Raw genomic sequence first — 22,543 nt, forward strand, 5'->3', positions numbered from 1 at the left:
CTACTGTGCTGACGCGCCGCGCCGGAAGAACCGAGCGAGTCGGTAGATGAAGCGGAGGTCAGCGGATCAGCGGCTGCCGTACTCAACGTTGTTGAGTAGCGAGGAGTCGGAGTCGGTGCGCTCGATATCGGGCCGTGTGTTCTGCTGCACTGCCACCGTGATCACGAACACCGCGATCACGCCCAAAACGGCGCCGGCGACCGCACTCGCAACACCAGGGACAGCAAACTTCATCGCGGCACTCCAATACGTCGATGCAGGCATATTCTGGGCCAACCTAGCAGGGCCGCCCGCAAAGTCGTACGTTCAGGCCACCAATAGCCGGATCGAATATCCGGGCACTGTGCCAAATGACCGGTTCAGCTGGTCGGAACGGCGCAGTGCAAGCTGCCGAGCAAGGTGCGCAGCTTGGCGCTGGTCTCGTCCAATTCGGCATACGGGTCGGACGCCGCGACAATGCCGCCGCCGGCGAAGGCCCGCAGCGAGCGACCGTCGGCGGACAGTTCCGCGCTGCGGATCGCGACCACCCACTCCCCGTCGCCGCGCGCGTCACACCAGCCGACCGCGCCGCCGTAGAAGCCGCGCTCCTCTTCTATGTGGGCGATGGCGTCGAGGGCGAGATTTGTCGGCGTGCCGCAGACCGCGGGGGTGGGGTGCAGCCGAATCGCCAGGTCGAGCGCGGTCGTCGCGGGATCGCGCAGCCGGCCGGTGATCGGGGTGGCGAGGTGCCAGACCTCGTGCGTATTGATCAGCTGCGGGCCGTCCGGAATGGTGAGTTCCGCGCAGACGGGCTCGAGCACCGCCCTGATCCACTCGATGACGAACGCGTGCTCGTCACGATTCTTGGTGCTGGCCAACAACTCTCGCGCCTGCGCGGCATCGGCGTCCGGATCGGCCAGGCGCGGTAGCGTGCCCGCCAGCGGACGCAGCGAGACGGTCGCGCCGTGGCGCGCGACCAATACCTCCGGGGTGGCGCCGACGAGGGTCGCACCGGGCCGACCGGCGGCCGTCAGGTCGACCGCGAAGACATTCGCATGCGGATGCCTGGTCAGCAGATGTCCGGCGACCACCTCCGGATCCAGCGTGTCATCGGCCTCGGCCAGTACCGATCTGGCGGCGACGACCTTGCGCAATGGTTGCGCGGCGTCGTTCAGTTGCTCGACGAGTTTCGTCACCCGCGCGATATGCTCTGCCGGACTGGGTATTTCGGTGATCACCCGGACAACGGGCAGTTCGGGCAGTGCCGCGGGCCGCCATGGTCCGGCGGTGCGTTGTGCCTGTTCGGGCACGCTCAGCGCGGCCGGGTTCCGGGGATCGAACGGCAACGCCCCGACGATCAACTCCGCGTTCCCATCCCGCAGCGCCGCCACCGCCCGGGTCGCATCGTCGAATGCGACCCGGGTCCCCGACGCACGGACCACGCCATCGGGCTGGGCGAGTAAGAAACCGTTCATGATCCCTCGACCCTAGCCCCGCAAACCCGTCGCCAGGCCGACCGAGCGACCCAGATCTCAGCGACGGGGCTCCTTGCCGGGCGGCACCATGAGTACCGGGCGGTGGCAGTGCTTGAGCACGGCGTCGGCGACGCTGCTGTGCATCAGGGCGCGAATGCCGGTCGCGCCGCGGGTGCCCGCCACGATGATGTCGACATCGAGGTCGTCGGCGGTTTCGACGATGGCGTTCCAGATCGTCGTCGTGCATTCGGCGGTGCGCGCCTCGGCGTTGAGTCCGGCGAGTTTGGCCAAGCGCACGCCCTCGGTATTGATGGTGCGGGCATCGACGTAGGCGACGTCCTCGATCTCTTCGTCGGGCACCCATTCCGGCTGCATCACACCGGAGAGCCCGGATAATCGGGCGGCTTGGCGCACCATCGGTTCCCACGCGGTGAGGACCACGGCTCTGTTCGCGGAGAGGAACCGACCGGCGTATTCGATGGCCCGCTTAGCGTTCTCGGATCCGTCATAGGCGATGAGCATTAGATCGCACGGCACGATGACCTCCTGGTGGGAGTCACATGGCTACGCCACCAACATACTCCGGGCAACCTCGCCCCGATGCGTTGCCGCGCGCGGATAATCGGCTGCGAAATCGGATCGAAGACCGTGTGCCACCGATACGACTGCGGGAGCGCGATGGACGCGAACAAATTGGTGTTCTTCGGCAGGCACGAGGCCGATCCGCGCACGCTGCTGTATTACGAATGGTGGCAGCGACGCGAATCGGGCTTTCTGGTGGCCGAGTTCGAGCCGGCGGTGCGGGCGCTCGCGACCGCTGATAATGCCGACGCCGCCGAGTGCTGGTCGCTGTTCGAGCGACTCGAACGCGCCGCGCGCGATCCTGCCTGGACTTACGACGAATCCGGTCGGTACCCGGAAGCAACTGTGCGGCAATCGCCCAGGGGTTCTGAACCGGATGCCGCGTCGAATACGCCATTCCGAGCGTCGACTCCGGCGGCGCGTGTGGCCGATACCGCTTTGTTCGACCGGATCTATGGCGGTTGGCTGGGGCGATGTGTGGGTTGCACGCTCGGCAAGCCGCTGGAGAACGGCTTCGTCTGGACGCCGGCGCGAATTCGCGCCTATCTAGAGCGGGCCTGCGCCTATCCGCTGACCGATTATGTGCCGGCATTGTTGCCGCCGTCGCCGGAATTCCCGCTGAATCCGACATGGCCGGTTTCGGCAAAGGGCCGTATCGACGGCGCTCCACGCGATGACGATGTCGACTACACCGTGCTGGGTCTGCACCTATTGGAAACGTGCGGAATGAATTTCACGCGATCCGAGGTGGCGGACGCGTGGTTGGAGCACCTGCCTTTCCTGCAGACCTACACCGCCGAGCGAGTCGCCTACCGCAATCTGATCGATGGCCTGACCCCGCCGGAGGTGGCCCGATATCGAAATCCCTACCGCGAGTGGATCGGTGCGATGATCCGCGCCGATATCTACGGGTACAGCAACCCGGGTGACCCCGCACGTGCCGCCGAACTAGCGGCTCGCGATGCCGGTCTCTCGCACACGGTCAACGGTGTGTACGCGGCGATGTGGGCGGCCGCCCTGGTCGCCGCCGCATTCACCGCCGACGGCGTAACGGATGCGATTTCGGCTGCCCGATATTGCATTCCGGAACAATCCAGGCTGCACGCCGCGCTCACCGAGGTCATCGCCGATCACGAATACGGACTGTCGTGGGAACAGGCCCTCGGCGCCATTCACCGCCGCCACGACCACTACAACTGGGTGCACGCCATTCCCAACGCCTGCCTCGTCACGGCCGGTTTACTGTGGGGTGCGGGCGATTTCACCCGCACCATCGCACTCACCGTGCAAAGCGGATGCGATACCGACTCGAACGGGGCCACCGCGGGCTCGGTCGCCGGAATCCTGGTCGGCGCCGACGCGATCCCCGCCCACTGGACCGACCCGTTCCACGACCGGTTGCACAGCGCGGTCTTCGGCTACGACGGCAGCCGAATCTCCGACCTGGCACGCAGAACACATCTGCTCGCCGGGCGGACATAACCCGCGTGCGCCGCGATCGACCCCGGGCATTACCGTGGACACTTATGCGGAAGACGCCTATCGTCCTGCTCGCAATCCTGGCCGCCGTCGCGACCGCCTGCTCCGGCGGCGACTCCGAGTCCGCGCCGCCGCGCTCCGCGCCGCCGGACGCCACGACCGCTTCCGCTGCGCCAGGCGCCACGGCGGCGAAATCGGACTGCGGTGCCGATTACCTGGCGAAACTCACCCCGCGCGAGAAGCTGGCGCAGCTGCTGACGGTCGGTGTCACCGGTGCCGCCGACGCCGCCGATGTGGTGCGCACCTCGCAGGTCGGCGGCATTTTCGTGGGCAGCTGGACCGATAAGTCGCTGCTCGCCGATGGCCTGATCGACCAGGCCAAGAACGCGGCCAAGGTGCCGCTGCTGGTGACCATCGATGAGGAGGGCGGCCGGGTCTCCCGAGCCGAGGATCTGATCGGTCCGGCACCGTCGGCGCGGGTGACCGCGCAGACCATGACTTCCCAGCAGTTCCACGACGCCACCGTGCTCCGCGGCCGCAAGCTGAAGGATCTGGGTGTGACGGTGGACTTCGCGCCGGACGTCGACGTGAGCAGCCAGCCCGACGACTCGGTGATCGGTGACCGCTCCTTCTCCGACGACCCCGCGGTGGTCAGCGAATACGCCAAGGCCTACATCAGCGCCATGGCCGAGGTCGGAGTCGGCACGGTGATCAAGCACTTTCCCGGGCACGGTTCCGGGTCGGGCGATTCGCACACCGGCGCGGTCCGCACGCCGCCGCTGTCGCAGCTGCAGAGCGTCGACCTGGTTCCTTTCCGCGATCTCGTCGACTCGGGTGCCGCGGTCATGGTCGGCCATCTCGACGTTCCCGGCCTGACCACCCCCGATGTTCCCGCCAGCATCAGTCCGGAGGCCATGGCGCTGCTGCGCGACGGAACCGGGTACGGCGCGGCGCCGTTCCAGGGGCCGATCTTCACCGACGACCTCGGCGGCATGGCCGCGATCACCAACCGGATGAGCATCGAGGACGCGGTCGAGGCGGCGCTGATCGCCGGTGCCGACAATGCCCTGTGGATCACCACCGATGCGGTGCCGCAGGTGCTGGACCGGCTCGAGCAGGCGGTGGCGAGCGGTCGGCTGTCCGCCGCCCGGGTCGACGCGTCAGTGCTGCGGATGGCTCGGTACAAGGGCGCGCTGGGGTCCTGCTGAGGGCGATCCGGTAGCAGTTGTCTTATGACGTACAGCCGCGCTGTCGGTGTACCGCCGTAGTATCGCTCTGCTGGACAGTCGAACAGCTGTGCGGCAAAACCCAAGGACGCTGCGGTCCGAAGGATGGAGCCCGGCGTCGAAAGCTCGATGAAGTTACGAACGCGCAATCCGACCCGCCGAACTTACCTTGGAGTAATATAAGAGCTTCACAGTGCGGTAGGAGAGCGGATGGCGGGCGGAACGAAGCGACTTCCTCGGGCGGTTCGTGAGCAGCAGATGCTCGACGCCGCGGTCGAGGTCTTCTCGCGTAAAGGGTTCCACGACACCTCGATGGACGCGATCGCCGCCGAGGCGAAGATCTCCAAGCCGATGCTGTACCTCTACTACGGCTCCAAGGATGAACTGTTCCGCGCCTGCATCCAGCGGGAGGGACTGCGCTTCATCGAAACGGTGGCCCCGGCGGGCAACCCGCAACTGTCCCCGCACGAGCAGGTCCGCACGGCGCTCGAGGGCTTCCTCGGTTTCGTCGACCGCAATCGCAACTCCTGGCAGGTCCTCTACCGCCAGGCGATCGGCCAGCAAGCCTTTGCCTCGGAGATCGAGAACGCCCGCGAACGCGTCATCGAACTAACCGCCAAACTCCTCGAATCCAGCGCCAAACATGCCGAACCCGGCACCAACTTCGACATCGTCGCAGTAGCCGTCATCGGCGCGGGCGAAGCAATCGCCGACCGCGTAGCCAGCGGCCGCATAGAAGTCGCCGAAGCCGTAGACCTCCTCGACGACCTGGCCTGGCGCGGCCTCGCGGGCCGCAAGAAAGCCGAGTAACCACACCCGGGTTCAAACCGACGCCCAATCGATCGCGGACACAGCGCAGGTATCCGATGCCCCGGCTCAGCGCGGCCGCAGGAGCCGCGATACGGCCGAGCGGCGCAGGCCTAGAGGGGCGTCGGTCGAGGGGGTGGGCGGCTGGGGTTTCGGGTTGCTCGTTCGTTGATGGGCTGCCAGAGTGCGGGAGATCAAAAGTACGGACCGGTGGCTGCCGAGTGGCCGGGGAATGGGGCGGAATTGTTCGGGATGCTGCGGCCGTGTTCGCATGGGGCCGAGAAGTATGGGATCGATGCGGCCGAGTGGCGCAGCCACATGTGCGGGCTGTGTTTGGGGTTGCGCGACGGGCACGGCCAGCTGGCGCGCACGGCTACCAATACCGATGCGATTGTGTTGAGTGTGCTGACCGAGGCGCAGCTGTCCGGTCCGATGGCGCGGACCACCGCCGGGCCGTGTGCGTTGCGTGGCATGCGCCGCGCGGAGGTGGCGACCGCGGATTCGCCCGGTGTGCTGCTGGCCGCCACGGCGTCACTGTTGCTGGGATCGGCCAAGATTCGTGATCACATCGACGATGGCGACAGCTCGACGCTCACCAAGCGTCCGATGACGAAGGTGTCGAGCCGCTGGGCGGATCGAGCGCGGGCGCAGGCGAAGTTGATCGGCCTCGACGTGGAACCGCTTGTCGCCGCGATCAACTCGCAAGCTCACCTCGAGGCTCGGGCCATGTCCGGTGTGTTCGGACCGGGCGGAACGAAGTTGGGCGCAAGGCCCCGACCCAGTGGGACCAACACCGCATCTCTCGACGAGCTGACCGCGCCCACTCAGATCTGCGCATCGGAACTTTTCGCGCACACGGCGGTTTTGGCCAACCGTCCCGGGAACATCGCCGCATTGGGTGAGGCGGGAAAGCATTTCGGCCGAATCGCCCACCTCGCCGACGCCGTCGAGGATTACGACGAAGACCGCACCCGCGGCCGCTTCAACCCACTCGCGGCCACCGGAACCACCATGCCGGAGGCCTACGACTTACTGCGCCAATCCGATTCGCAGCTGCGCAAGGCGGTCGCCGAGGCCCAACTGGACCAAGTCCCCACCATCCGCTGGATGCTGCTCGACCCGCTGCACGCCCTGGTGCGCCGAGTCGGCCGCGGCATCGGCGCAACCGCCCACGCCTGCAACGTTTCCCGCGACACCGCCACCGCGCAGTACCCGGGCCCGCCGCCCGACTTCGAAAGACGCCCACCGGTCCGCCGCCCCGGCGTCGGCGAGGCTCTCGCCTTGGTCTTCGGCGTCTACTGCACCGGCTACGCCTGCTGCGCCGACCACACCAGCCCGTGCGACGGCCAACGCAAGGACGCCTGGATCAAGAACTGCGACTGCGGCGATTGCTGCGATTGCGGTGACTGCGGCTGTGACTGCGGCGACTGCTGCTGCGATTGCGGCTGCGACTGCTGACCCGCGACGCGCCGAGGGCGGCGTTGGGGTGAAAAGCGGAGAGCCGCACCTCGATTCGGGGTGCGGCTCTCGGCGATAGCGATGTCAGCGCAGGGTGGCGGTGAAGTACGGATAGCCCTTCTTCGGGTTCCGCAATGCCAGATCCCATCCGCTGTCGACCCGGTCCGCGTATACGTTCACCGTGGACGGGAGCAGGATCGGCTTGCCGAATTTGACCGCGTAGGTCGCTTCGCCGGGGATCCGTCCCTCGATATTGGACAGGATGTTCGCGGCCGACCACATGCCGTGCGCGATGGTCTTCGGGAAGCCGAATGCCCTGGCGCCCAATGCCGAAGTGTGGATCGGGTTGTGGTCACCGGAGGCGGCCGCGTATCGGGTGATCGTCTTCTGATCGACCCGAATGGTCCGCATCGGCGGCGGCGGAACCTCTTGCGGCTTCTCCTCTTTCGGTCCGCCCGACAGCGAGGTGCGCTGCTGGTGCAGGAAAGTGGTGACCTGACGCCACACCAGTTCCCGCCCGACGTTCACCTCGGTGACCGCATCGACCAGCAGCCCCTTCGGGTGCTCACGCAGATTCTCGGTATGCGTCTGGAAGTCCAGCGGCTCGCTCACCGAGATCTCGCGGGTGCGCTCGATCAGGTTCTGCGCGTGCACCGCACCGACCGCGACGAACGGAAAGTCGCGTGCGACAACGAGTTGCATCGCCAGCGGGAAGCTGAGGATGAACGGGTAGGTCAGCGGCAGCGAATCGCCGAACCGCAGTCCGGTCGCCCGGCAATAGGCGGCAAGGTGATCCGGATCCACGTGCAGTCTGTCGAGCCGGACAACTCGGTCCGGCAGTGTCGATTTGCGCGCCGAGATCAGCGGAACCGCGCCGAGCGCGGCCTTGACGAAAAGGCTGCTGTTCTTGGGCGGTGCGGTGAGCGTGATCGTCTCCGTCATCATGCTCCGATCAGGCTCTGCCCGCAGACCCGAACCACATTGCCGCTCACCGCATTCGACGCCGGGCTGGCGAAGTAGGCGATGGTCTCGGCGACGTCGATGGTCTGCCCGCCCTGCAGCAGCGAGCTCATCAGCCGACCGGCCTCGCGGGTAGCCAGCGGGATGGCGGCGGTCATCGCGGTCTCGATGAAGCCCGGTGCGACGGCATTGATGGTGATGCCCTTCTCGGCCAGCTTCGGCGCCTCGGCATTGACCATGCCGATGACACCGGCCTTGGACGCGCCGTAGTTGGTCTGGCCGCGGTTGCCCGCGATGCCTGCGATGGAGGACACGTCGATCACGCGGCCACCCTCCTTGAGCGCGCCACGCGCCACCAGGCCTTCGGTAATCCGGTGCGGCGCAGCCAGATTCACGTTCAGCACCGAGTTCCAGCGGCCCTCGTCCATATTCGCGAGCAACTTGTCGCGGGTGATACCGGCGTTGTGCACGACGATATCGATGCCGCCGAAACGCTCGGTCGCGAATTCGGCCAGCTTCTCCGCGGCATCCGCGGCGGTCACGTCGAGCGCGAGCGCGGTACCGCCGACCTTGTTGGCCGTCGCCGACAACGCCTCACCGGCGGCCGGGATATCCGCGACGATCACCGTAGCGCCGTCGCGGGCGAACACCTCGGCGATGGTCGCGCCGATACCGCGCGCCGCACCGGTGACCACGGCGACCTTGCCCTCGAGCGGCTTGTCCCAGCTGGCGGGGGCCGCGGCATCGGCCTTGCCGACCCGGATGACCTGGCCGTCGACGAACGCCGACTTGGCCGAAAGCAGGAAGCGCAGTGTGGATTCCAGACCGGACGCGGTCGCCGACGCCGCGGGCGAGAGGTACACCAGCTGAGCGGTCGCGCCGCGCAGCAGCTCCTTGGCGACGCTGCGGGTGAAGCCCTCCAGCGCGCGCTGGGCGATCTGCTCGTCCACGGTCGTGGTCAGTTCGGGGGTGGTGCCGACGATGACGACGCGACCGGATGCGGCGATGCTGCGCATGGCGGGCTGGAAGAACTCGAACAGCTGCGACAGATCCTCGACCGAACCGATGCCGGTCGCGTCGAACACCAGCGCGCCGTACTTCTGACCCGAGGCGGGCGCGTCGGCGAAGGTGTAGTCCGACAGCAGGGTTCGCACGGGTTCGGCGACCCGGCCCTTACCGCCGAGCAGTACCGGACCGGGCAGCGACGGCTCGCCCGCGACATAGCGGCGCAGGTTCTGCGGCTGCGGCAGGCCGAGCTTGCTCGCCAGGAACTGGCCGGGGGCGGAGTGTACGAACGATCCGTAGAGGTTGGGAGCACCCTTGCTCTTGTTCGCTGCCACTGTTTCTCCCTTTTCTGTGTCTCGTGTGTCGTGGTTTCGGCCCGCCGGTGGCTGCGTTGCCGAAAATGGTCTGCTCGCTCACCACATGCCCCGGGGCGAGATTTACGCACACTTCCGGGGTACGGTGTCGACATTAAACTTACTCCAGAGTAAGTTTAAAGTAAACCAACCGCGACGGGGCGCCGATCTGCGCGGAGACTTTCGCGCCGACGGCCCACCGGGCACCCGACGAGACTTGGAGACTCGAGTGACAACCAAAGCCCGTTCAGCGAAGAGCACGGCGAAAAAGGCCCCGCGCCCAGTCGCGATCGTGGGCGGCAACCGGATTCCGTTCGCCCGCTCCGATAAGGCCTACGCCCACGCCTCCAACCAGGACATGTTCACCGCCGCGCTGGACGGTCTGGTCAGCCGGTTCGGTCTGCAGGGCGAACGTCTGGGCATGGTCGTCGGCGGCGCGGTGCTCAAGCGCGTCGGCGAGCACGGGATGATCCGCGAGAGCGTGCTCGGCAGCAAGCTCAGTCCCTACACCCCGGCCCACGATCTGCAGCTCGCCTGCGGCACCGGCCTGCAGGCCATTGTGACCGTGGGTGACGCGATCGCCGCGGGTCGCATCGAGGCCGGTGTCGGCGGTGGCACCGACACCACTTCCGACGCGCCGATCGGCGTGAGCGAAGGTATGCGCGAGTGGATGCTGGACGTGAACCGCGCCAAGACCAACAAGGACCGCCTCAAGCTGGTCGGCCAGCTGCGTCCGGGCATGCTCGGCATCGAGATTCCGCGCAATGCCGAACCGCGCACCGGGCTGTCCATGGGTGAGCACGCCGCCATCACCGCCAAGGAATTCGCCATCGCGCGTGCGGCCCAGGACGAACTGGCCTACCTGTCGCACAAGAATATGGCCGCCGCCTACGACCGCGGCTTCTTCGACGACCTGATCACCCCGTTCCTCGGCCTGACCCGCGACGACAACCTGCGTCCCGGCTCGACCGTCGAGAAGCTGGCCACCCTTAAGCCGGTCTTCGGCGTCAAAGCGGGCGACGCCACCATGACCGCCGGTAACTCCACCCCGCTGACCGACGGCGCTTCCGCGGTGCTGCTGTCCAGCGAGGAATGGGCCGCCGAGCGCAACCTGCCGGTGCTGGCCAACCTGATCGACTCCGAGGTCGCCGCGGTCGATTACATCCACGGCCCCGACGGCCTGCTGATGGCGCCGACCTACGCGGTGCCGCGCATGCTGGCCCGAAATGGCCTGACGCTGCAGGACTTCGACTACTACGAAATCCACGAGGCCTTCGCCTCCGTGGTGCTCGCGACGCTGCAGGCGTGGGAGTCCGATGCCTACTGCAAGGAGCGCCTCGGCCTGGACGGCGCGCTCGGCTCGATCGATCGCAGCAAGCTGAACGTCAACGGTTCCTCGCTCGCCGCGGGCCACCCGTTCGCCGCGACCGGCGGCCGCATCGTCGCCTCCACCGCGAAGATGCTGGCGGAGAAGGGATCCGGCCGCGCGCTGATCTCCATCTGCGCCGCGGGCGGTCAGGGCGTCGTCGCGATCCTGGAGCGCTGAGGCGGCGCTGGGCGCGAAAACGACTGACAGGAGGTGGCATTCGGCTCAGCCGGTCGCCGCCTCCTGTTTTCGTGATCGCACACGCTTTGCGAGTTCCATTCGACGCCAATGGAGTTCGCGGTTCGCGTGACCGAGAGTCGCACTTCGCTGTCGTTCTTCGCGAACTCCCCCGGGTCGGGCCGCCGAACCGAGTAGGTTCCAGTTGGAAACGACTGTTCGTTGTCCGACAAGGCAACCGGGAGACAGGAGTGTTGATGCTGACTGCGAGGACCCTGGCCGAAGCGCAGACCTACCTGAGCCTGATGGCCGCCTCCGATGACGCGCCCGAAGCGGTCCAGTCCAGCCCGCCGGTGAGCTCGCTGACCGAAGGTGAGCAGGCGTGGACGGTCCACTCGGGGCTCGGTGACGTCGAGGTCCCCTACGCCTCCGAGGACGCGTGCCGGCGGCTCGGCGTGTGGTTCGGTCTCGGTGTCTCTCAACTGGTGGATGCCGGGCAGTGGATCATGGTGGCGAGCACCTATGCACGCCGCGCGTTGGAGGCGGACCTCGCCTACCAGGGGAAACCCGGCCAGGACCGCAACACTGTCGAACTGAACTGGCAGTTCGCCGGCGAGGCGATCGGCGAGGCGATCAAGTTCCTGCCCGAGGGCGCGTACCGCCTCCCGGACACGGCGTTCTGGTCCGCGCAGGGCGAGCAGATGCGGCGCGACCAGCCTGAACGGATCACGCGCGCCCAACTCGTCGACGACAAGGACTATTACGTCGGCACGCTCGAGGACTTCCGCGCACTCTACGACGAGTGATGCCCGATCAATCGCGCGCCGATGCGGCACGGTCGGTGACCAGTCCGCGGGTGATCTCCGCGAGCCGATCCGCCGGAACCTCCACCGCGCCTTCGGGATTGATGACGACCACCGTCGGGTAGATACCACGGGTGAGATCCGGACCGCCGGTGGCGGTGTCGTCCTCGGACGCGTCGAACAGCGATTCGACGGTGATCCGCAGCGCCTGGTCCTCGTCGATGCCGCGGCTGTAGGTCTTCTTCAGCGAGGATTTCGCGAACAGCGATCCGGAGCCGACCGCGGTGTAGCCGAATCGCTCCTCACTGCGTCCGCCGACGACATCGTAGGAGAAGATCCGCCCGACCTTCTCCGGATCGGTGGCGCTCAGGTCATAGCCGACCAGGACCGGGACCACCGCCATATCCTGCAGCGCCGCAGGCAGATTGTCGCGCACCATCTTGGAGAGCTTGTTCGCCTTGCCCTCGAATGTCAGCCCGACGCCCTCGATCTTCTCGTAGTGTTCGAGCTCGACCGCGAACAACCGGATCATCTCGATGGCCATGCCCACCGTGCCCGCGAAACCCGCCGCAGAATAGGTATCGGTGATGAACACCTTCTCCATATCACGGCTGGCCAGCAGGTTTCCCATGGTGCCGCGCCGATCACCGGCGAGCAGCACACCGCCACGGTAGGCGACGGCGACGATCGTGGTGCCGTGCGGCGCGATGTCGCGCCCGCTGACCTCGACATTGCCGAAATGATTGCCCGGAAGGAGTTCCGGTGCGTATCGGCGCAGGTTCTCGGAGAAGGAAGATGTCGCGTACTCCACCCACCCACCGTAACGATTCCCGCGTCGCGCGTCAGCGCACCGAACTCCCACGGGCGGCGGCCGAGTGCCGCAACAGTTGCACCTCCGCTATCCGAACCGCTCGGCACGTGGACAGCGCCGTCCGCCCCATTCTGTCTGAGACGGCGTGTTTCGGGGTGGTCCCCGGCGGGTGCTACTTCGACGGCAGCTCGTTGTGGCCGCCGAAGGCCTTGCGCATGGCCGAGAGCATCTTGTCCGCGTACAGCGCCTCACCGCGCGAGGAGAACCGTGCGAACAGCGCCGAGGACAGCACAGGCGCGGGCACGCCGGTATCTATCGCGGCGTCCAGCGTCCAGCGACCCTCGCCGGAATCCGAAACCCGCCCGTCGAACGAATCCAAGTTCGGATCGGCGTAGAGCTCGATCGCCGTCAGATCCAGCAACCATGAGGCGACCACGGAACCGCGCCGCCACACCTCGGTCACCTCGGGCACATCGATGTCGTACTGGTACCACTCCGGATGTTCGAGCGGGGTCTCCTCGGCGGAGGCCACGACATTGCGATTCGCGCCGATATTCGCCCTGTGCAGGATGTTCAGACCCTCGGCGTAGGCCGCCATCGCGCCGTACTCGATGCCGTTGTGCACCATCTTCACGAAATGACCCGCACCGGCCGGGCCGCAGTGCAGATAGCCCTGTTCGGCAGGGGAGGGCTCGCCGGTGCGGCCCGGGGTTCGCTCGGCCGCCGCGACGCCGGGCGCGATGGACTTCAGCAGCGGATCCAGATGCGCCACCGGTTCGGCCTCGCCGCCGATCATCAGGCAGAAGCCACGTGCGAGGCCGTAAACACCTCCTGACGTGCCGATATCCACGTAGTGAATGCCCTTCGGCCGCAGCTCGGCGGCGCGGGCGATGTCATCGTGGTAGCGGCTGTTGCCGCCGTCGATGATGATGTCGCCGGGCTCGAGCAGCTCGGCCACCTGGTCGATCACCTGACCGGTCACCGCGGCCGGGATCATCACCCAGACCACCCGCGGGGTCTCCAGCCGGGACACGAAGTCCCGGAGCTCGGTTGAGCCCTGGAAACTGTCGCTGCCCAGCTCCTCGGCGAGTACGTCGATGGTCTTGGGTCTGCGTTCGTAGCCGACGGCGGTGTGCCCGTCCTTGACGATGCGGCGCACGATATTGCCGCCCATGCGTCCCAGGCCGATCATTCCCAGCTGCATTCCATCTCCCTCGTTGCGTGCGAAGCCCGGATGGCGAGAGTTCGGATCGATTGTCTCTCGCAGGTGTAACGCGCGATGCGCTGCACCGATAAACGGATTGGCTCCGTGTAGTTGCCAGACCCCCGACCCGGCAACTGCGCGGGGCCCTTCCATGTGCGGCGCGTTCCGTTGCACGGGATTTGCTGTTGGATCGTGCTGTGCCGACGATGTCAGTAGGGAGCACTATCGTTGGCGGGGACTCGCACCGTGCGAGCCCTTTTCAATCGAGCGGGGAGGACGGTTCGTGACGAGCGAATCGAGCACCGGGCGTCGCGGCCGACACGAGGATGGCGAGGTCGGATTACGACAGCTCCTCGACTCGGCTCGTTCATCGACCCCGCAGCAGCCCGCCCCACCCCGCCCGGTCCAGCGCCAGCCCCCACCCCCACGCACCGTCCCGCAGCCCCCGGCCCCATCCGAGTCGGCCACGCAGCACCCGGCTGGACAACAGCCGTCCGGCCCCGAGTCGTCCGCCGAACAGCAGTCCGCCGGCCAGCACTACTCGGCCCATCAACCCGCGCCGCACCAGCCGTCGAGACCGCAGGCGTCGCATCAATCATCGGAGTGGGCCGGTGATCATGAGACGTCGAACCTGTATCAACCAGCGGCCCGGTATCAGGAGTCCGACCAGTATCAGAGGTCGGCCGCAGATGAGACGTTCGACCCGAATCAGTCTGCGGTACAGCAACAGTCGGGCCAGCCTTACTCGGCCGATTATCAGTCTGCGTCGCCGCATCAACCGTCGAGACCGCAGACGCCACACCGATCCTCGGAGTGGTCCGGTGATCATGAGGCGTCGGACCTGTATCAGTCGGCGACCCGATATCAAGAGTCCGACGAGTATCGCGGGTCCGAGCATGAGATGTCGGATCCGAATCAGTCGGCAGTGCAGCAACAGTCGGCGCAGTACCAGTCAGCGAGTCGGTACCAGGAGGCGACTGCGTATGAGGCGTTCGACCTGAATCAGTCGGCGGCACAGCAACAGTCCGGCCAGCATCAGTCTGCGTCGCAGGGTCAGCAGTCGGCACAGCAGTCATCGGAGTGGGCCGGTGATCATGAGACGTCGGATTCGTACCAGTCGGCGAGTCGGTATCAGGGGGCGACTGCGTATGAGGCGTTCGACCTGAATCAGTCGGCGGCACAGCAACAGTCCGGCCAGCATCAGTCTGCGTCGCAGGGTCAGCAGTCGGCACAGCAGTCATCGGAGTGGGCCGGTGATCATGAGACGTCGGATTCGTACCAGTCGGCGAGTCGGTATCAGGAGGCGACTGCGTATGAGGCGTTCGATCTGAATCAGTCGGTGGCCCAGGAGCAGTCTGCTGGGCAGGAGCAGTCGGGCCAGTATGAGCCTTCGCGGTCGGGCCGATCGTCGGAACCGCAGGTGGCGGAAGAGTCTTCGGAGTGGGCCGGTGATTCCGCGCCGACCGAGCCGCTGCGGACGACTCGGCGGGCGAAAGCGGCCCGGCCCGAGGCGTCGTCGTCGGCCGGGAGCGAGCGTTGGCAGCGGCGTAGCTCGTCCGAGGAACCACTGCAGACGAGCGGGCTGAGGTCATCGATCGTCAAGCGCATCGGGATCGGTGTCGGCGCGCTCATCGCGGTCCTCGGGCTGGCTTACGTTGCGGACCTTGTGCTTTCGTCGGGCCACGTGCCGCGCGGTGTCGTCGTCGCCGGCATCGAGATCGGTGGCAAGGACACCGACGCCGCGGACGCGCAACTGCGCACCGAACTCGGCCCACGCGCCGATCAGGAGCTGCCGTTGCAGATCGGCGATGTGCAGACCCGATTGACGCCCACCACCGCGGGCCTGGCGATGGATTGGGATCGCACCTGGGCTCGCATCGGTTCTCAGCCGCTCAATCCGATCACCCGGCTGACCTCGCTGTTCACCACCCACACCGTGCCCGTCGCCAGCACTGTCGACGACAATGCGCTCGATACCCAGCTGACTGCGCTGCGCGTGCACGACCGCGCGACGGTCGAGGGCACCATCGCCTTCGACGGCGCTCGCGCGGTCGCCGTGCCGCCGGTGCCCGGCCGGGTCCTCGATGTCCCCGCCGCGCGCGCCGCGCTCATCGACAACTGGTACCTCGGCGCGCTGGTGGATCTCCCGGAGACCGCCGCGCCCATCGCCGTGCGCCCGGAGGCGGTCCAGCAGGCCTTGCACGATATCGCCGAACCGGCCGTGCGCGCGCCGATTGTCTTCGCGGGCAAGAACAATGCGACCGGCAAGCTGGAACCGGAGCAGATCGCATCCGTGCTGGCCTTCGCCCCCGATGGCCAGGGTGGTCTCGCCGCGACCTTCAAACAGGATGTGGTCCTCGGCGTGCTCGGCCCACAACTCGCACCCTCGGAAGTCGAGGCCAAGGATGCGACCTTCGCGCTGACCGGGGCGAAACCCACTGTGGTACCGGCCGTTATCGGCGACAAGATCAATTGGGCGAAGACATTGGAGCAGTTGTCCGCGCTGATCGTCGCGCCACAGGAGCGCACCGGGCAGGCGGTCTACGAGAAGGTGGATCCCAAGCTCACCACCGAGGCCGCGAACGCACTCGGTATCACCGAGATGATGGGGCAATTCACCACCAGCGGTTTCAGCGGCCCGTCCGGCGTGAACATCCGAGTGGTCGCCCGCAAGGTGAACGGCGCCATCGTCAAACCAGGAGAAACGTTCTCGCTCAATGACTTCACCGGCCCCCGCGGCACCGCCGAGGGCTACGTCGAATCCGGCATCATCGACCACGGTCGCCCGAGCACCGCGGTCGGCGGCGGCATCAGCCAATTCGCCACCACGCTCTACAACGCCGCCTATTTCGCGGGCATGGAGGACGCGGGCCACACCGAGCACAGCTACTACATCTCGCGCTACCCGGCGGCACGCGAGGCCACCGTCTTCGACGGCGTCATCGACCTCAAATTCCGCAACAACGGCCAAACCGGTGTCTACATCGAGACTTCGACCACCGACTCCGAGGTGACCGTCCGCCTCTGGGGTACCAAGACCGTCAACGTCGAATCCATTACCGGCGAAAAGACCAAGCCCACCGAGCCCACCGAGATCAAACTCCCCAAGGGCAAGGACTGCATCGCCACCGAAGGCGCCCCCGGCTTCACCATCTCCGACACCCGAGTCATCACCGACAGCAAAACCGGCCGCCAGATCTCTCGCACCACCCGCACCGTCAAGTACGACCCCATCCCAGTCGTGAAGTGCGAGTAGCCACCGGGCGGCCCGAGCCGGTCGTGGAAGCTTCGCATCAAGGCCACCACCTCCGCATTACTTTTGGCTATCGACGGAACGGTTCTCCTGCCACCGCTGCACTGCCGTTTGCACGGCCTCTTCGTCTTCGACAGCATGGGCACCGGATGCGCCTGCGGCACCGAGGATCAACTCACCGTCGGTAACCAGAACACCGCCCGCCCACGGGACGAAGTCGCCGCCGTAGAGGTGCTGGATGCTGTCGACGATTCCCCCGGGGAGGTTGATCAGGCCGGAGGGCTGCAGTGCAAGCAGCGCAGTGCGCGCCTTGGCCACTGCAATTCGGCTGGTCATGGGCATACCGCCATCGCTGCGCCGCAGGACGATCACCGCTCCGGCAACGTCGACAACGGCCACCGCCAGCGGAGGGAAACCTCGCTCCGCACCGACCGCCAACGCCGTTTGCACCAACCAATCCGCCTCGGCCAACTTCAACCCGGGAAGGCGTGGAGTACCAGACATGAACCCGAAATTAACGGCGACAGCCCCAGGAGTCAAAGCAGCCACCACTTTTCAAATGTCTCGCACAACTGATCGAGAGGCATATCGCGAACGCGAACTGACCATGTCCCGCGCTATGACATACCGCTTGGCCCAATCGGCAAGTGCACGTGGCTGTTACGTCGAAACATCGTATCGCCCAGTCCTACAGCGGCGTTTTCATCAGCAGCACGTTGTACTGGTTGTACACCGAAAGCAAGAAGTACAGATCACTGCCGGTTTGGTAGGGAAAGATCATCGGCGCGTAGGCACTCGGCAGTGTGGGCCCATCGACCAGCACCTGCGGCTCACTCCACGGCCCCTCCGGCTTCGGTGCGCTGCGCATGACCACCGAATTGTTCGCATCCGTGGTCAGCATCACGAACTTGCCGAGATGGTCGTTCCACATCACCGACAGCTCGGCGACGCCGTCGAGGATCGGGGCGGCGACTTTGGCGTCGGGCTTCCACTCCTTGCCGTCCCAGTACTCGTAGAGATCGATATTCGCGATATCGGATTCCTTTGCCCGCGAGACGAATCCGGGATGCTGCCGGCCGGCGGCCGTGCCGTAGCGGTAGACGTAACCGTCGTCCTTCAGGAAGGCGTTCTGTTGAAAGTTCTGATGCCCGTCCACATTCGCGCGTCGGGTGGTGGTCAACGGTGCCCAGCTGCGCCCACCGTCACCGGAGGCGGCGAGGGTGGAGAAGTTGGTATCCCACTTGCCGTGTTCACCCCAGTCGGCCACCGACATCAGGCTCATGTACTGCACGCCGCCGACCGAAATGCCCGCTGTCGGAATGAGACTGATCTCGATGCCGGGAATCTTCGGACTGGGCAGCGGATTATTGCTCACGACGCCGTCGAACGAAATCCCGTGCGACGGATCCTTGGTGTTGCTCTGGAACAGCACCTGGCTGCTCCATGCCCACACGCTGCCCACGAGCAGATTCCGGAAGCCCAGGCCCGCGCTGTCACCGAAGGCGGTGAGCATCCGGCCGCCGCCGTCGTCCCACATGATGCCGAGGTCGGTGCCGAGCACATTGACGTTCTGGGTGCGATTGGGGCTGTCCATGCCGGTCATCTGGAAGACCGCCTGGGTCACCCCCGGTAGCCGAGGCAGACCTCGCGGCTGGCCATTGATGCCCGGAATGGGGTTGATGCCGGGAATGGGGATCACGATATTCGGATCGGCGACGGCCGGTCCGGCCAATGCCACGGCGAGAGCGGCGGTGAGAACACCGGCTCTGGTGAATGCGGACAGCGATCGGTTCATCCGGACGATCCCTTCTTCGGCGCGCGCGGTCTGCCCGGCCATTGTGCCCGGTTTCGATGCGGATGTGTGGATGCGTTCGATGTGGAACCGGACACCCGCCCCCGAAATGACGACAGCGGCCCCGGAGAGAGCTCCGGGGCCGCTGTCGTCGTATTCGCTTGTGTTCGAACCCTATCGGATCAGAACGCCGCTTCGTCCAGCTCCATAATGTCGTTGTCCAGGTTCGACAGGATGGCGCGAGTCGAGGTCAGCTCGGGCAGCACGTTGCGGGCGAAGAACTGTGCGACGGCGACCTTGCCCTGGTAGAACGACTCGTCAGCACCGGTCGCGCCATTGTCGAGGGCCTTGGTCGCGACCTCGGCACCACGCAGCAGCTGCCAGCCGATCAGCAGGTCGCCGACCGCCATCAGGAAGCGCACCGAGCCGAGACCGACCTTGTACAGCTCCGACGGGTTCTCCTGAGCGCCCATCAGGTGTCCGGTCAGGGTGGCGGCCATGGCCTGCACATCCTCGAGCGCGGTGGCCAGCAGCTTGCGCTCGGCCTTGAGGCGACCGTTGCCAGCCTCCGACTCGATGAACTTCTGCACCTGACCGGCCACGTGGGCCAGCGCGACGCCGCGGTCACGGGCGATCTTGCGGAAGAAGAAGTCCTGCGCCTGAATCGCGGTGGTGCCCTCGTAGAGCGAGTCGATCTTCGCGTCGCGGATGTACTGCTCGATCGGGTAGTCCTGCAGGAAGCCCGAGCCGCCGAAGGTCTGCAGCGATTCGGTCAGGTACTGGTAGGCCCGCTCGGAACCGACACCCTTGACGATCGGCAGCAGCAGATCGTTGACGCGGAAGGCCGTGTCCGCATCGGCGCCGGAAACCAGCTGCGCGATATCGGCATCCTGGTGCGCGGCGGTGTAGAGGTAGATGGCGCGCAGGCCCTCGGCGTAGGCCTTTTGCAGGGCCAGCGAGCGACGCACGTCCGGGTGGTGGGTGATGGTGACGCGCGGGGCGGCCTTGTCGGTCATCTGGGTCAGGTCCGCACCCTGGACGCGCTGCTTGGCGTAGTCCAGTGCGTTCAGGTAACCGGTCGACAGGGTGGCGATGGCCTTGGTGCCCACCATCATGCGCGCGTTCTCGATCACGTCGAACATCTGCGCGATGCCGTTGTGCACCTCGCCGACCAGCCAGCCCTTGGCGGGCACGCCGTGGCCGCCGAAGGTGACCTCACAGGTGGCCGAGACCTTGATGCCCATCTTGTGCTCGACATTGGTGACGAAGGCACCGTTGCGGTCGCCCAGGGTCTGGGTATCGAAGTCGAAGTGCCACTTCGGCACGTAGAACAGCGACAGGCCCTTGGTACCCGGTCCCGCGCCCTCGGGGCGGGCCAGCACCAGATGCATGATGTTCTCGAACAGGTCGTCGGAATCACCCGAGGTGATGAAGCGCTTGACGCCCTCGATGTGCCAGGAACCGTCCTCCTGCTGGACCGCCTTGGTGCGGCCGGCGCCGACGTCGGAACCGGCGTCCGGCTCGGTCAGCACCATGGTGGCGCCCCAGTTGCGATCGGCGATGATCTGAGCCCACTTCTTCTGCTCATCGGTGCCGTTGTTGTAGAAGACCTGCGCGAAGCCCGCACCCGCGGCGTACATCTGGGCCGGGGGGTTGGCGCCGAGGACCATCTCGCTAAGCGCCCACGTGACCGCGCTCGGCGCGGCGAGGCCGCCCAGCTCCTCGCGGACGCCGACCTTGGCCCAGCCGGCGTCTTCGAGCGCGCGGTAGGACTTCTTGAACGACTCGGGGAGGGTGACCGTGTGGGTCGCGGGATCGAAGGTCGGCGGGTTGCGGTCACCGTCGACGAACGAATCGGCCAGTGGACCCTCGGCCAGGCGACGCACTTCGTTGAGCATCTCCTTGACGGTCTCGGTGTCGAGATCGCCGTATGCGTCGCCGTCGAGGAGCGAGCCGAGGCCGAGCACCTCGAAGAGGTTGAACTCCAGGTCGCGGACGTTGCTCTTGTAGTGGCCCATGTCTGTTACTCACTCTCCGTTGAGTTGGTGCGGTCGGTTGGTTGCCGTTCCCGCCCGTTGTCGTCCACCGGGTAAGCCATGCCGGACTTCGGTAGCGACTGCTTGCAGGTCGCTCGAAACGATCAGCCGCATGCTACTCGCGGGTAACTTACTCGCCATATTACCGGCCGGTAATGGGGTCGCAAAGGCTCGAGCGGGCAAATGTGACGCGAAAAACACCCGACGGCATTGCCGTACGACTACGGCTCGCGTAGTAGACGATCCGCTCGGGGTTGCCGGTGAGTTCTGAGTGGCTGGTGTGCTCTGAGTGGTTCCGAGTGGCTGGTGTGCGTTCGGCGTGGCCTGTGGTTCGGCTTGCCGGTGGGTTTCGGCAGACGCACCCCAGGTGGCTGGGGGTTTCGAGGTAGCCGGGGGCTACCGTGGAATTGTGCGAATCGAGACGAGCGCCGGGCCCGCCGAGATCGAGCTCGACAAGCCGCGCAAGGCGGCGTTCCTGCTGCTGCTCACGCACGGATCCGGCGGCGGTGTAGACGCGAAAGATCTGCTCGCGGTGCGGGACTGTGCCTATGAACTGGGTGGCGCGGTGGCGCGGGTGGTGCAGCCGTATCGGGTCGCCGGTCGGCGGGCGCCCGGCTCGGCGATCAAGCAGGACGAGGCGTGGTTGGAGATCGTCGCCGACCTGCGTCGTCGCGTGCGGAAGGTTCCGCTGATCCAAGGCGGACGCAGCAACGGTGCCCGAGTCGCCTGCCGCACCGCCATCGCCGCCGACGCCCGCGGAGTACTCGCGCTGTCGTTTCCACTGCATCCGCCGGGTAAGCCGGAGAAGACGAGGCGCGAGGAACTGCTCGCGACGGGCGATATCGAGGTCGTTGTGATCAACGGCGCGAACGACCCATTCGGCATCCCCGACCCCGCCGACGCCGCCGAGGTGCGGATTATCCCAGGTCAGCCGCACTCCTTCCGATCCGGATTCGACGTCATCGCGGAGACGGCCAAGCCTTGGTTGGAGCGCTGGAGCTCATAACCATCAGTTCTGGCTCCCAGCAGAATCATCTGTTGGACTTCTGGTCGTCGTGCGGCAACGCTGAAAGGCGTTGAATCCCCACGCGATATCGGGAGCACCTCTTGGCGACCTACGTTCTCATTCCCGGCATGTGCCATGGCGGATGGACCTTCGAGCCGATCACCGAACAACTCCGACGCCGCGGCCATCGGGTGTACCCGATGACGCTGACCGGACTCGCCGAGCGCAGCCACCTGCTGAACGCGACGGTTAACCTCGAAACGCATATCCAGGATGTGGTGAACCTGCTGGTTGCCGAGGATATCGAGGATGCGGTGCTGGTCGGTCACAGTTACGGCGCAATGGTGATCACCGCGGCCGCGGATCGGCTGCCCGAGCGGGTGGACTCGCTGGTCTATCTGGATGCCATGGTGCCGCGGGACGGCGATTCCTGCTGGAGTCTCGTCACCGATCAGGAACGACAGTGGTACCTGGATGTGGCGGAAACGGGCTATGTGGTGCGGCCATTGCCTTTCTTCGACACGCGAGCCACGGGTCATCCGCTCGCGTCGGTGCTACAAGCGGTTCGCCTGACCGGCGACCTCGGCCGGTTCCGGCGCCGGGACTACGTGTACGCGACGGGGTGGGATGGCGAGTCGCCCTTCACGACCTTCTACCAGCGGTTCCAGGCCGACCCGCAGTGGCATGCGCATGCGCTGGACAGCAAACACAACCTGATGCGGGACGCGCCCGAGAAACTGCTGGCGATCCTGCTCGAGGACCGGTGAATCC

General features: G+C 66.2%; 20 protein-coding genes. 9 read left to right on the top strand and 11 right to left on the bottom strand.

Annotation, left to right across the window (positions count from 1 at the left end; genetic code table 11):
- Positions 1-66 precede the first annotated feature (66 nt).
- The 3 genes from OG874_RS37400 to OG874_RS37410 form a co-directional block, all read right to left on the bottom strand.
- A complete protein-coding gene (locus tag OG874_RS37400; RefSeq protein WP_330251754.1) occupies positions 67-234 on the bottom strand; it encodes a DUF2613 domain-containing protein in 168 nt (55 codons plus the stop codon).
- Positions 235-359: 125 nt separating this feature from the next.
- Entirely contained in the window at positions 360-1,454 is a 1,095-nt protein-coding gene (locus tag OG874_RS37405; RefSeq protein WP_330251755.1) for an isochorismate synthase, read from the bottom strand.
- Positions 1,455-1,511: 57 nt separating this feature from the next.
- Positions 1,512-1,991: a universal stress protein gene (locus OG874_RS37410; RefSeq protein ID WP_330251756.1), complete on the bottom strand. Its 480-nt coding sequence runs from the start codon at positions 1,989-1,991 to the stop codon at positions 1,512-1,514.
- 141 nt (positions 1,992-2,132) lie between these two features.
- Between OG874_RS37410 and OG874_RS37415 the strand changes: the two genes are divergently transcribed.
- The 4 genes from OG874_RS37415 (at position 2,133) to OG874_RS37430 (ending at position 7,006) form a co-directional block, all read left to right on the top strand.
- Positions 2,133-3,518, top strand: a complete 1,386-nt coding sequence (locus OG874_RS37415) for an ADP-ribosylglycohydrolase family protein (protein WP_330251757.1) — start codon at positions 2,133-2,135, stop codon at positions 3,516-3,518.
- 44 nt (positions 3,519-3,562) lie between these two features.
- Positions 3,563-4,723 (top strand): glycoside hydrolase family 3 N-terminal domain-containing protein, encoded by a 1,161-nt coding sequence (locus tag OG874_RS37420; RefSeq protein WP_330251758.1) that lies wholly within the window; start codon positions 3,563-3,565, stop codon positions 4,721-4,723.
- A 228-nt stretch (positions 4,724-4,951) separates the two neighbouring features.
- Positions 4,952-5,551, top strand: a complete 600-nt coding sequence (locus OG874_RS37425; protein WP_330251759.1) for a TetR/AcrR family transcriptional regulator — start codon at positions 4,952-4,954, stop codon at positions 5,549-5,551.
- Positions 5,552-5,758: 207 nt separating this feature from the next.
- Positions 5,759-7,006, top strand: coding sequence for a DUF5685 family protein (locus tag OG874_RS37430; RefSeq protein ID WP_330251760.1), 1,248 nt, complete (start codon positions 5,759-5,761; stop codon positions 7,004-7,006).
- A gap of 84 nt (positions 7,007-7,090) precedes the next feature.
- On the opposite strand, the gene OG874_RS37435 is transcribed toward OG874_RS37430, so the two are convergent.
- Positions 7,091-7,948, bottom strand: coding sequence for a MaoC/PaaZ C-terminal domain-containing protein (locus OG874_RS37435; protein ID WP_330251761.1), 858 nt, complete (start codon positions 7,946-7,948; stop codon positions 7,091-7,093).
- Entirely contained in the window at positions 7,948-9,306 is a 1,359-nt protein-coding gene (locus OG874_RS37440; RefSeq protein ID WP_330251762.1) for a 3-oxoacyl-ACP reductase, read from the bottom strand. Before OG874_RS37440 ends, OG874_RS37435 begins: the two co-directional genes overlap by 1 nt.
- Before the next feature lie 247 nt (positions 9,307-9,553).
- On the opposite strand from OG874_RS37440, the gene OG874_RS37445 reads away from it, so the two are divergent.
- Positions 9,554-10,870, top strand: coding sequence for an acetyl-CoA C-acetyltransferase (locus OG874_RS37445; RefSeq protein ID WP_330251763.1), 1,317 nt, complete (start codon positions 9,554-9,556; stop codon positions 10,868-10,870).
- Positions 10,871-11,124: 254 nt separating this feature from the next.
- Positions 11,125-11,673 (top strand): hypothetical protein, encoded by a 549-nt coding sequence (locus OG874_RS37450; protein ID WP_330251764.1) that lies wholly within the window; start codon positions 11,125-11,127, stop codon positions 11,671-11,673.
- A 7-nt stretch (positions 11,674-11,680) separates the two neighbouring features.
- Here OG874_RS37450 and prcB read toward each other — a convergent pair whose 3' ends face one another.
- From prcB to OG874_RS37465, 3 genes are all read right to left on the bottom strand, one after another.
- Entirely contained in the window at positions 11,681-12,481 is an 801-nt protein-coding gene (prcB, locus tag OG874_RS37455) for a proteasome subunit beta (RefSeq protein ID WP_330251765.1), read from the bottom strand.
- 172 nt (positions 12,482-12,653) lie between these two features.
- Positions 12,654-13,685 (bottom strand): phosphogluconate dehydrogenase (NAD(+)-dependent, decarboxylating), encoded by a 1,032-nt coding sequence (gene gnd / locus OG874_RS37460; protein ID WP_330251766.1) that lies wholly within the window; start codon positions 13,683-13,685, stop codon positions 12,654-12,656.
- A 367-nt stretch (positions 13,686-14,052) separates the two neighbouring features.
- A complete protein-coding gene (locus tag OG874_RS37465) occupies positions 14,053-14,277 on the bottom strand; it encodes a hypothetical protein (RefSeq protein WP_330251767.1) in 225 nt (74 codons plus the stop codon).
- 828 nt (positions 14,278-15,105) lie between these two features.
- On the opposite strand from OG874_RS37465, the gene OG874_RS37470 reads away from it, so the two are divergent.
- A complete protein-coding gene (locus tag OG874_RS37470; RefSeq protein ID WP_330251768.1) occupies positions 15,106-16,941 on the top strand; it encodes a VanW family protein in 1,836 nt (611 codons plus the stop codon).
- 57 nt (positions 16,942-16,998) lie between these two features.
- On the opposite strand, the gene OG874_RS37475 is transcribed toward OG874_RS37470, so the two are convergent.
- The 3 genes from OG874_RS37475 to OG874_RS37485 all read right to left on the bottom strand — a co-directional run bounded on the left by OG874_RS37475 (position 16,999) and on the right by OG874_RS37485 (position 20,748).
- A complete protein-coding gene (locus tag OG874_RS37475; RefSeq protein ID WP_330251769.1) occupies positions 16,999-17,442 on the bottom strand; it encodes a heme-binding protein in 444 nt (147 codons plus the stop codon).
- Between the two features lie 184 nt (positions 17,443-17,626).
- A complete protein-coding gene (locus tag OG874_RS37480; RefSeq protein WP_330251770.1) occupies positions 17,627-18,733 on the bottom strand; it encodes a DUF4185 domain-containing protein in 1,107 nt (368 codons plus the stop codon).
- 179 nt (positions 18,734-18,912) lie between these two features.
- Positions 18,913-20,748, bottom strand: coding sequence for an acyl-CoA dehydrogenase (locus tag OG874_RS37485; protein ID WP_330251771.1), 1,836 nt, complete (start codon positions 20,746-20,748; stop codon positions 18,913-18,915).
- Positions 20,749-21,175: 427 nt separating this feature from the next.
- Here OG874_RS37485 and OG874_RS37490 point away from each other — a divergent pair, with 427 nt between their 5' ends.
- The gene (locus OG874_RS37490; protein WP_330251772.1) at positions 21,176-21,772 is read left to right on the top strand and encodes an alpha/beta hydrolase family protein; all 597 of its coding nucleotides are present in this window, start codon (positions 21,176-21,178) and stop codon (positions 21,770-21,772) included.
- A 101-nt stretch (positions 21,773-21,873) separates the two neighbouring features.
- Entirely contained in the window at positions 21,874-22,539 is a 666-nt protein-coding gene (locus OG874_RS37495; RefSeq protein WP_330251773.1) for an alpha/beta fold hydrolase, read from the top strand.
- Positions 22,540-22,543 lie beyond the last annotated feature (4 nt).

Origin of the sequence: Nocardia sp. NBC_00565, assembly GCF_036345915.1 — a bacterium.
Taxonomy (GTDB): domain Bacteria; phylum Actinomycetota; class Actinomycetes; order Mycobacteriales; family Mycobacteriaceae; genus Nocardia.

Bases quoted from the DNA above. Each gene is read 5' to 3' on its own strand.
- OG874_RS37435 (WP_330251761.1), bottom strand. From the start codon at position 7,948: ATGACGGAGACGATCACGCTCACCGCACCGCCCAAGAACAGCAGCCTT.
- OG874_RS37420 (WP_330251758.1), top strand. From the start codon at position 3,563: ATGCGGAAGACGCCTATCGTCCTGCTCGCAATCCTGGCCGCCGTCGCG.
- OG874_RS37480 (WP_330251770.1), bottom strand. From the start codon at position 18,733: ATGAACCGATCGCTGTCCGCATTCACCAGAGCCGGTGTTCTCACCGCC.
- OG874_RS37400 (WP_330251754.1), bottom strand. From the start codon at position 234: ATGAAGTTTGCTGTCCCTGGTGTTGCGAGTGCGGTCGCCGGCGCCGTT.
- OG874_RS37425 (WP_330251759.1), top strand. From the start codon at position 4,952: ATGGCGGGCGGAACGAAGCGACTTCCTCGGGCGGTTCGTGAGCAGCAG.
- OG874_RS37450 (WP_330251764.1), top strand. From the start codon at position 11,125: ATGCTGACTGCGAGGACCCTGGCCGAAGCGCAGACCTACCTGAGCCTG.
- OG874_RS37415 (WP_330251757.1), top strand. From the start codon at position 2,133: ATGGACGCGAACAAATTGGTGTTCTTCGGCAGGCACGAGGCCGATCCG.
- gnd (WP_330251766.1), bottom strand. From the start codon at position 13,685: ATGCAGCTGGGAATGATCGGCCTGGGACGCATGGGCGGCAATATCGTG.
- OG874_RS37465 (WP_330251767.1), bottom strand. From the start codon at position 14,277: ATGCGACGCCTGCGGTCTCGACGGCTGGTGCGGCGCGGGTTGATGGGC.
- OG874_RS37405 (WP_330251755.1), bottom strand. From the start codon at position 1,454: ATGAACGGTTTCTTACTCGCCCAGCCCGATGGCGTGGTCCGTGCGTCG.
- OG874_RS37485 (WP_330251771.1), bottom strand. From the start codon at position 20,748: ATGGGCCACTACAAGAGCAACGTCCGCGACCTGGAGTTCAACCTCTTC.
- OG874_RS37475 (WP_330251769.1), bottom strand. From the start codon at position 17,442: ATGTCTGGTACTCCACGCCTTCCCGGGTTGAAGTTGGCCGAGGCGGAT.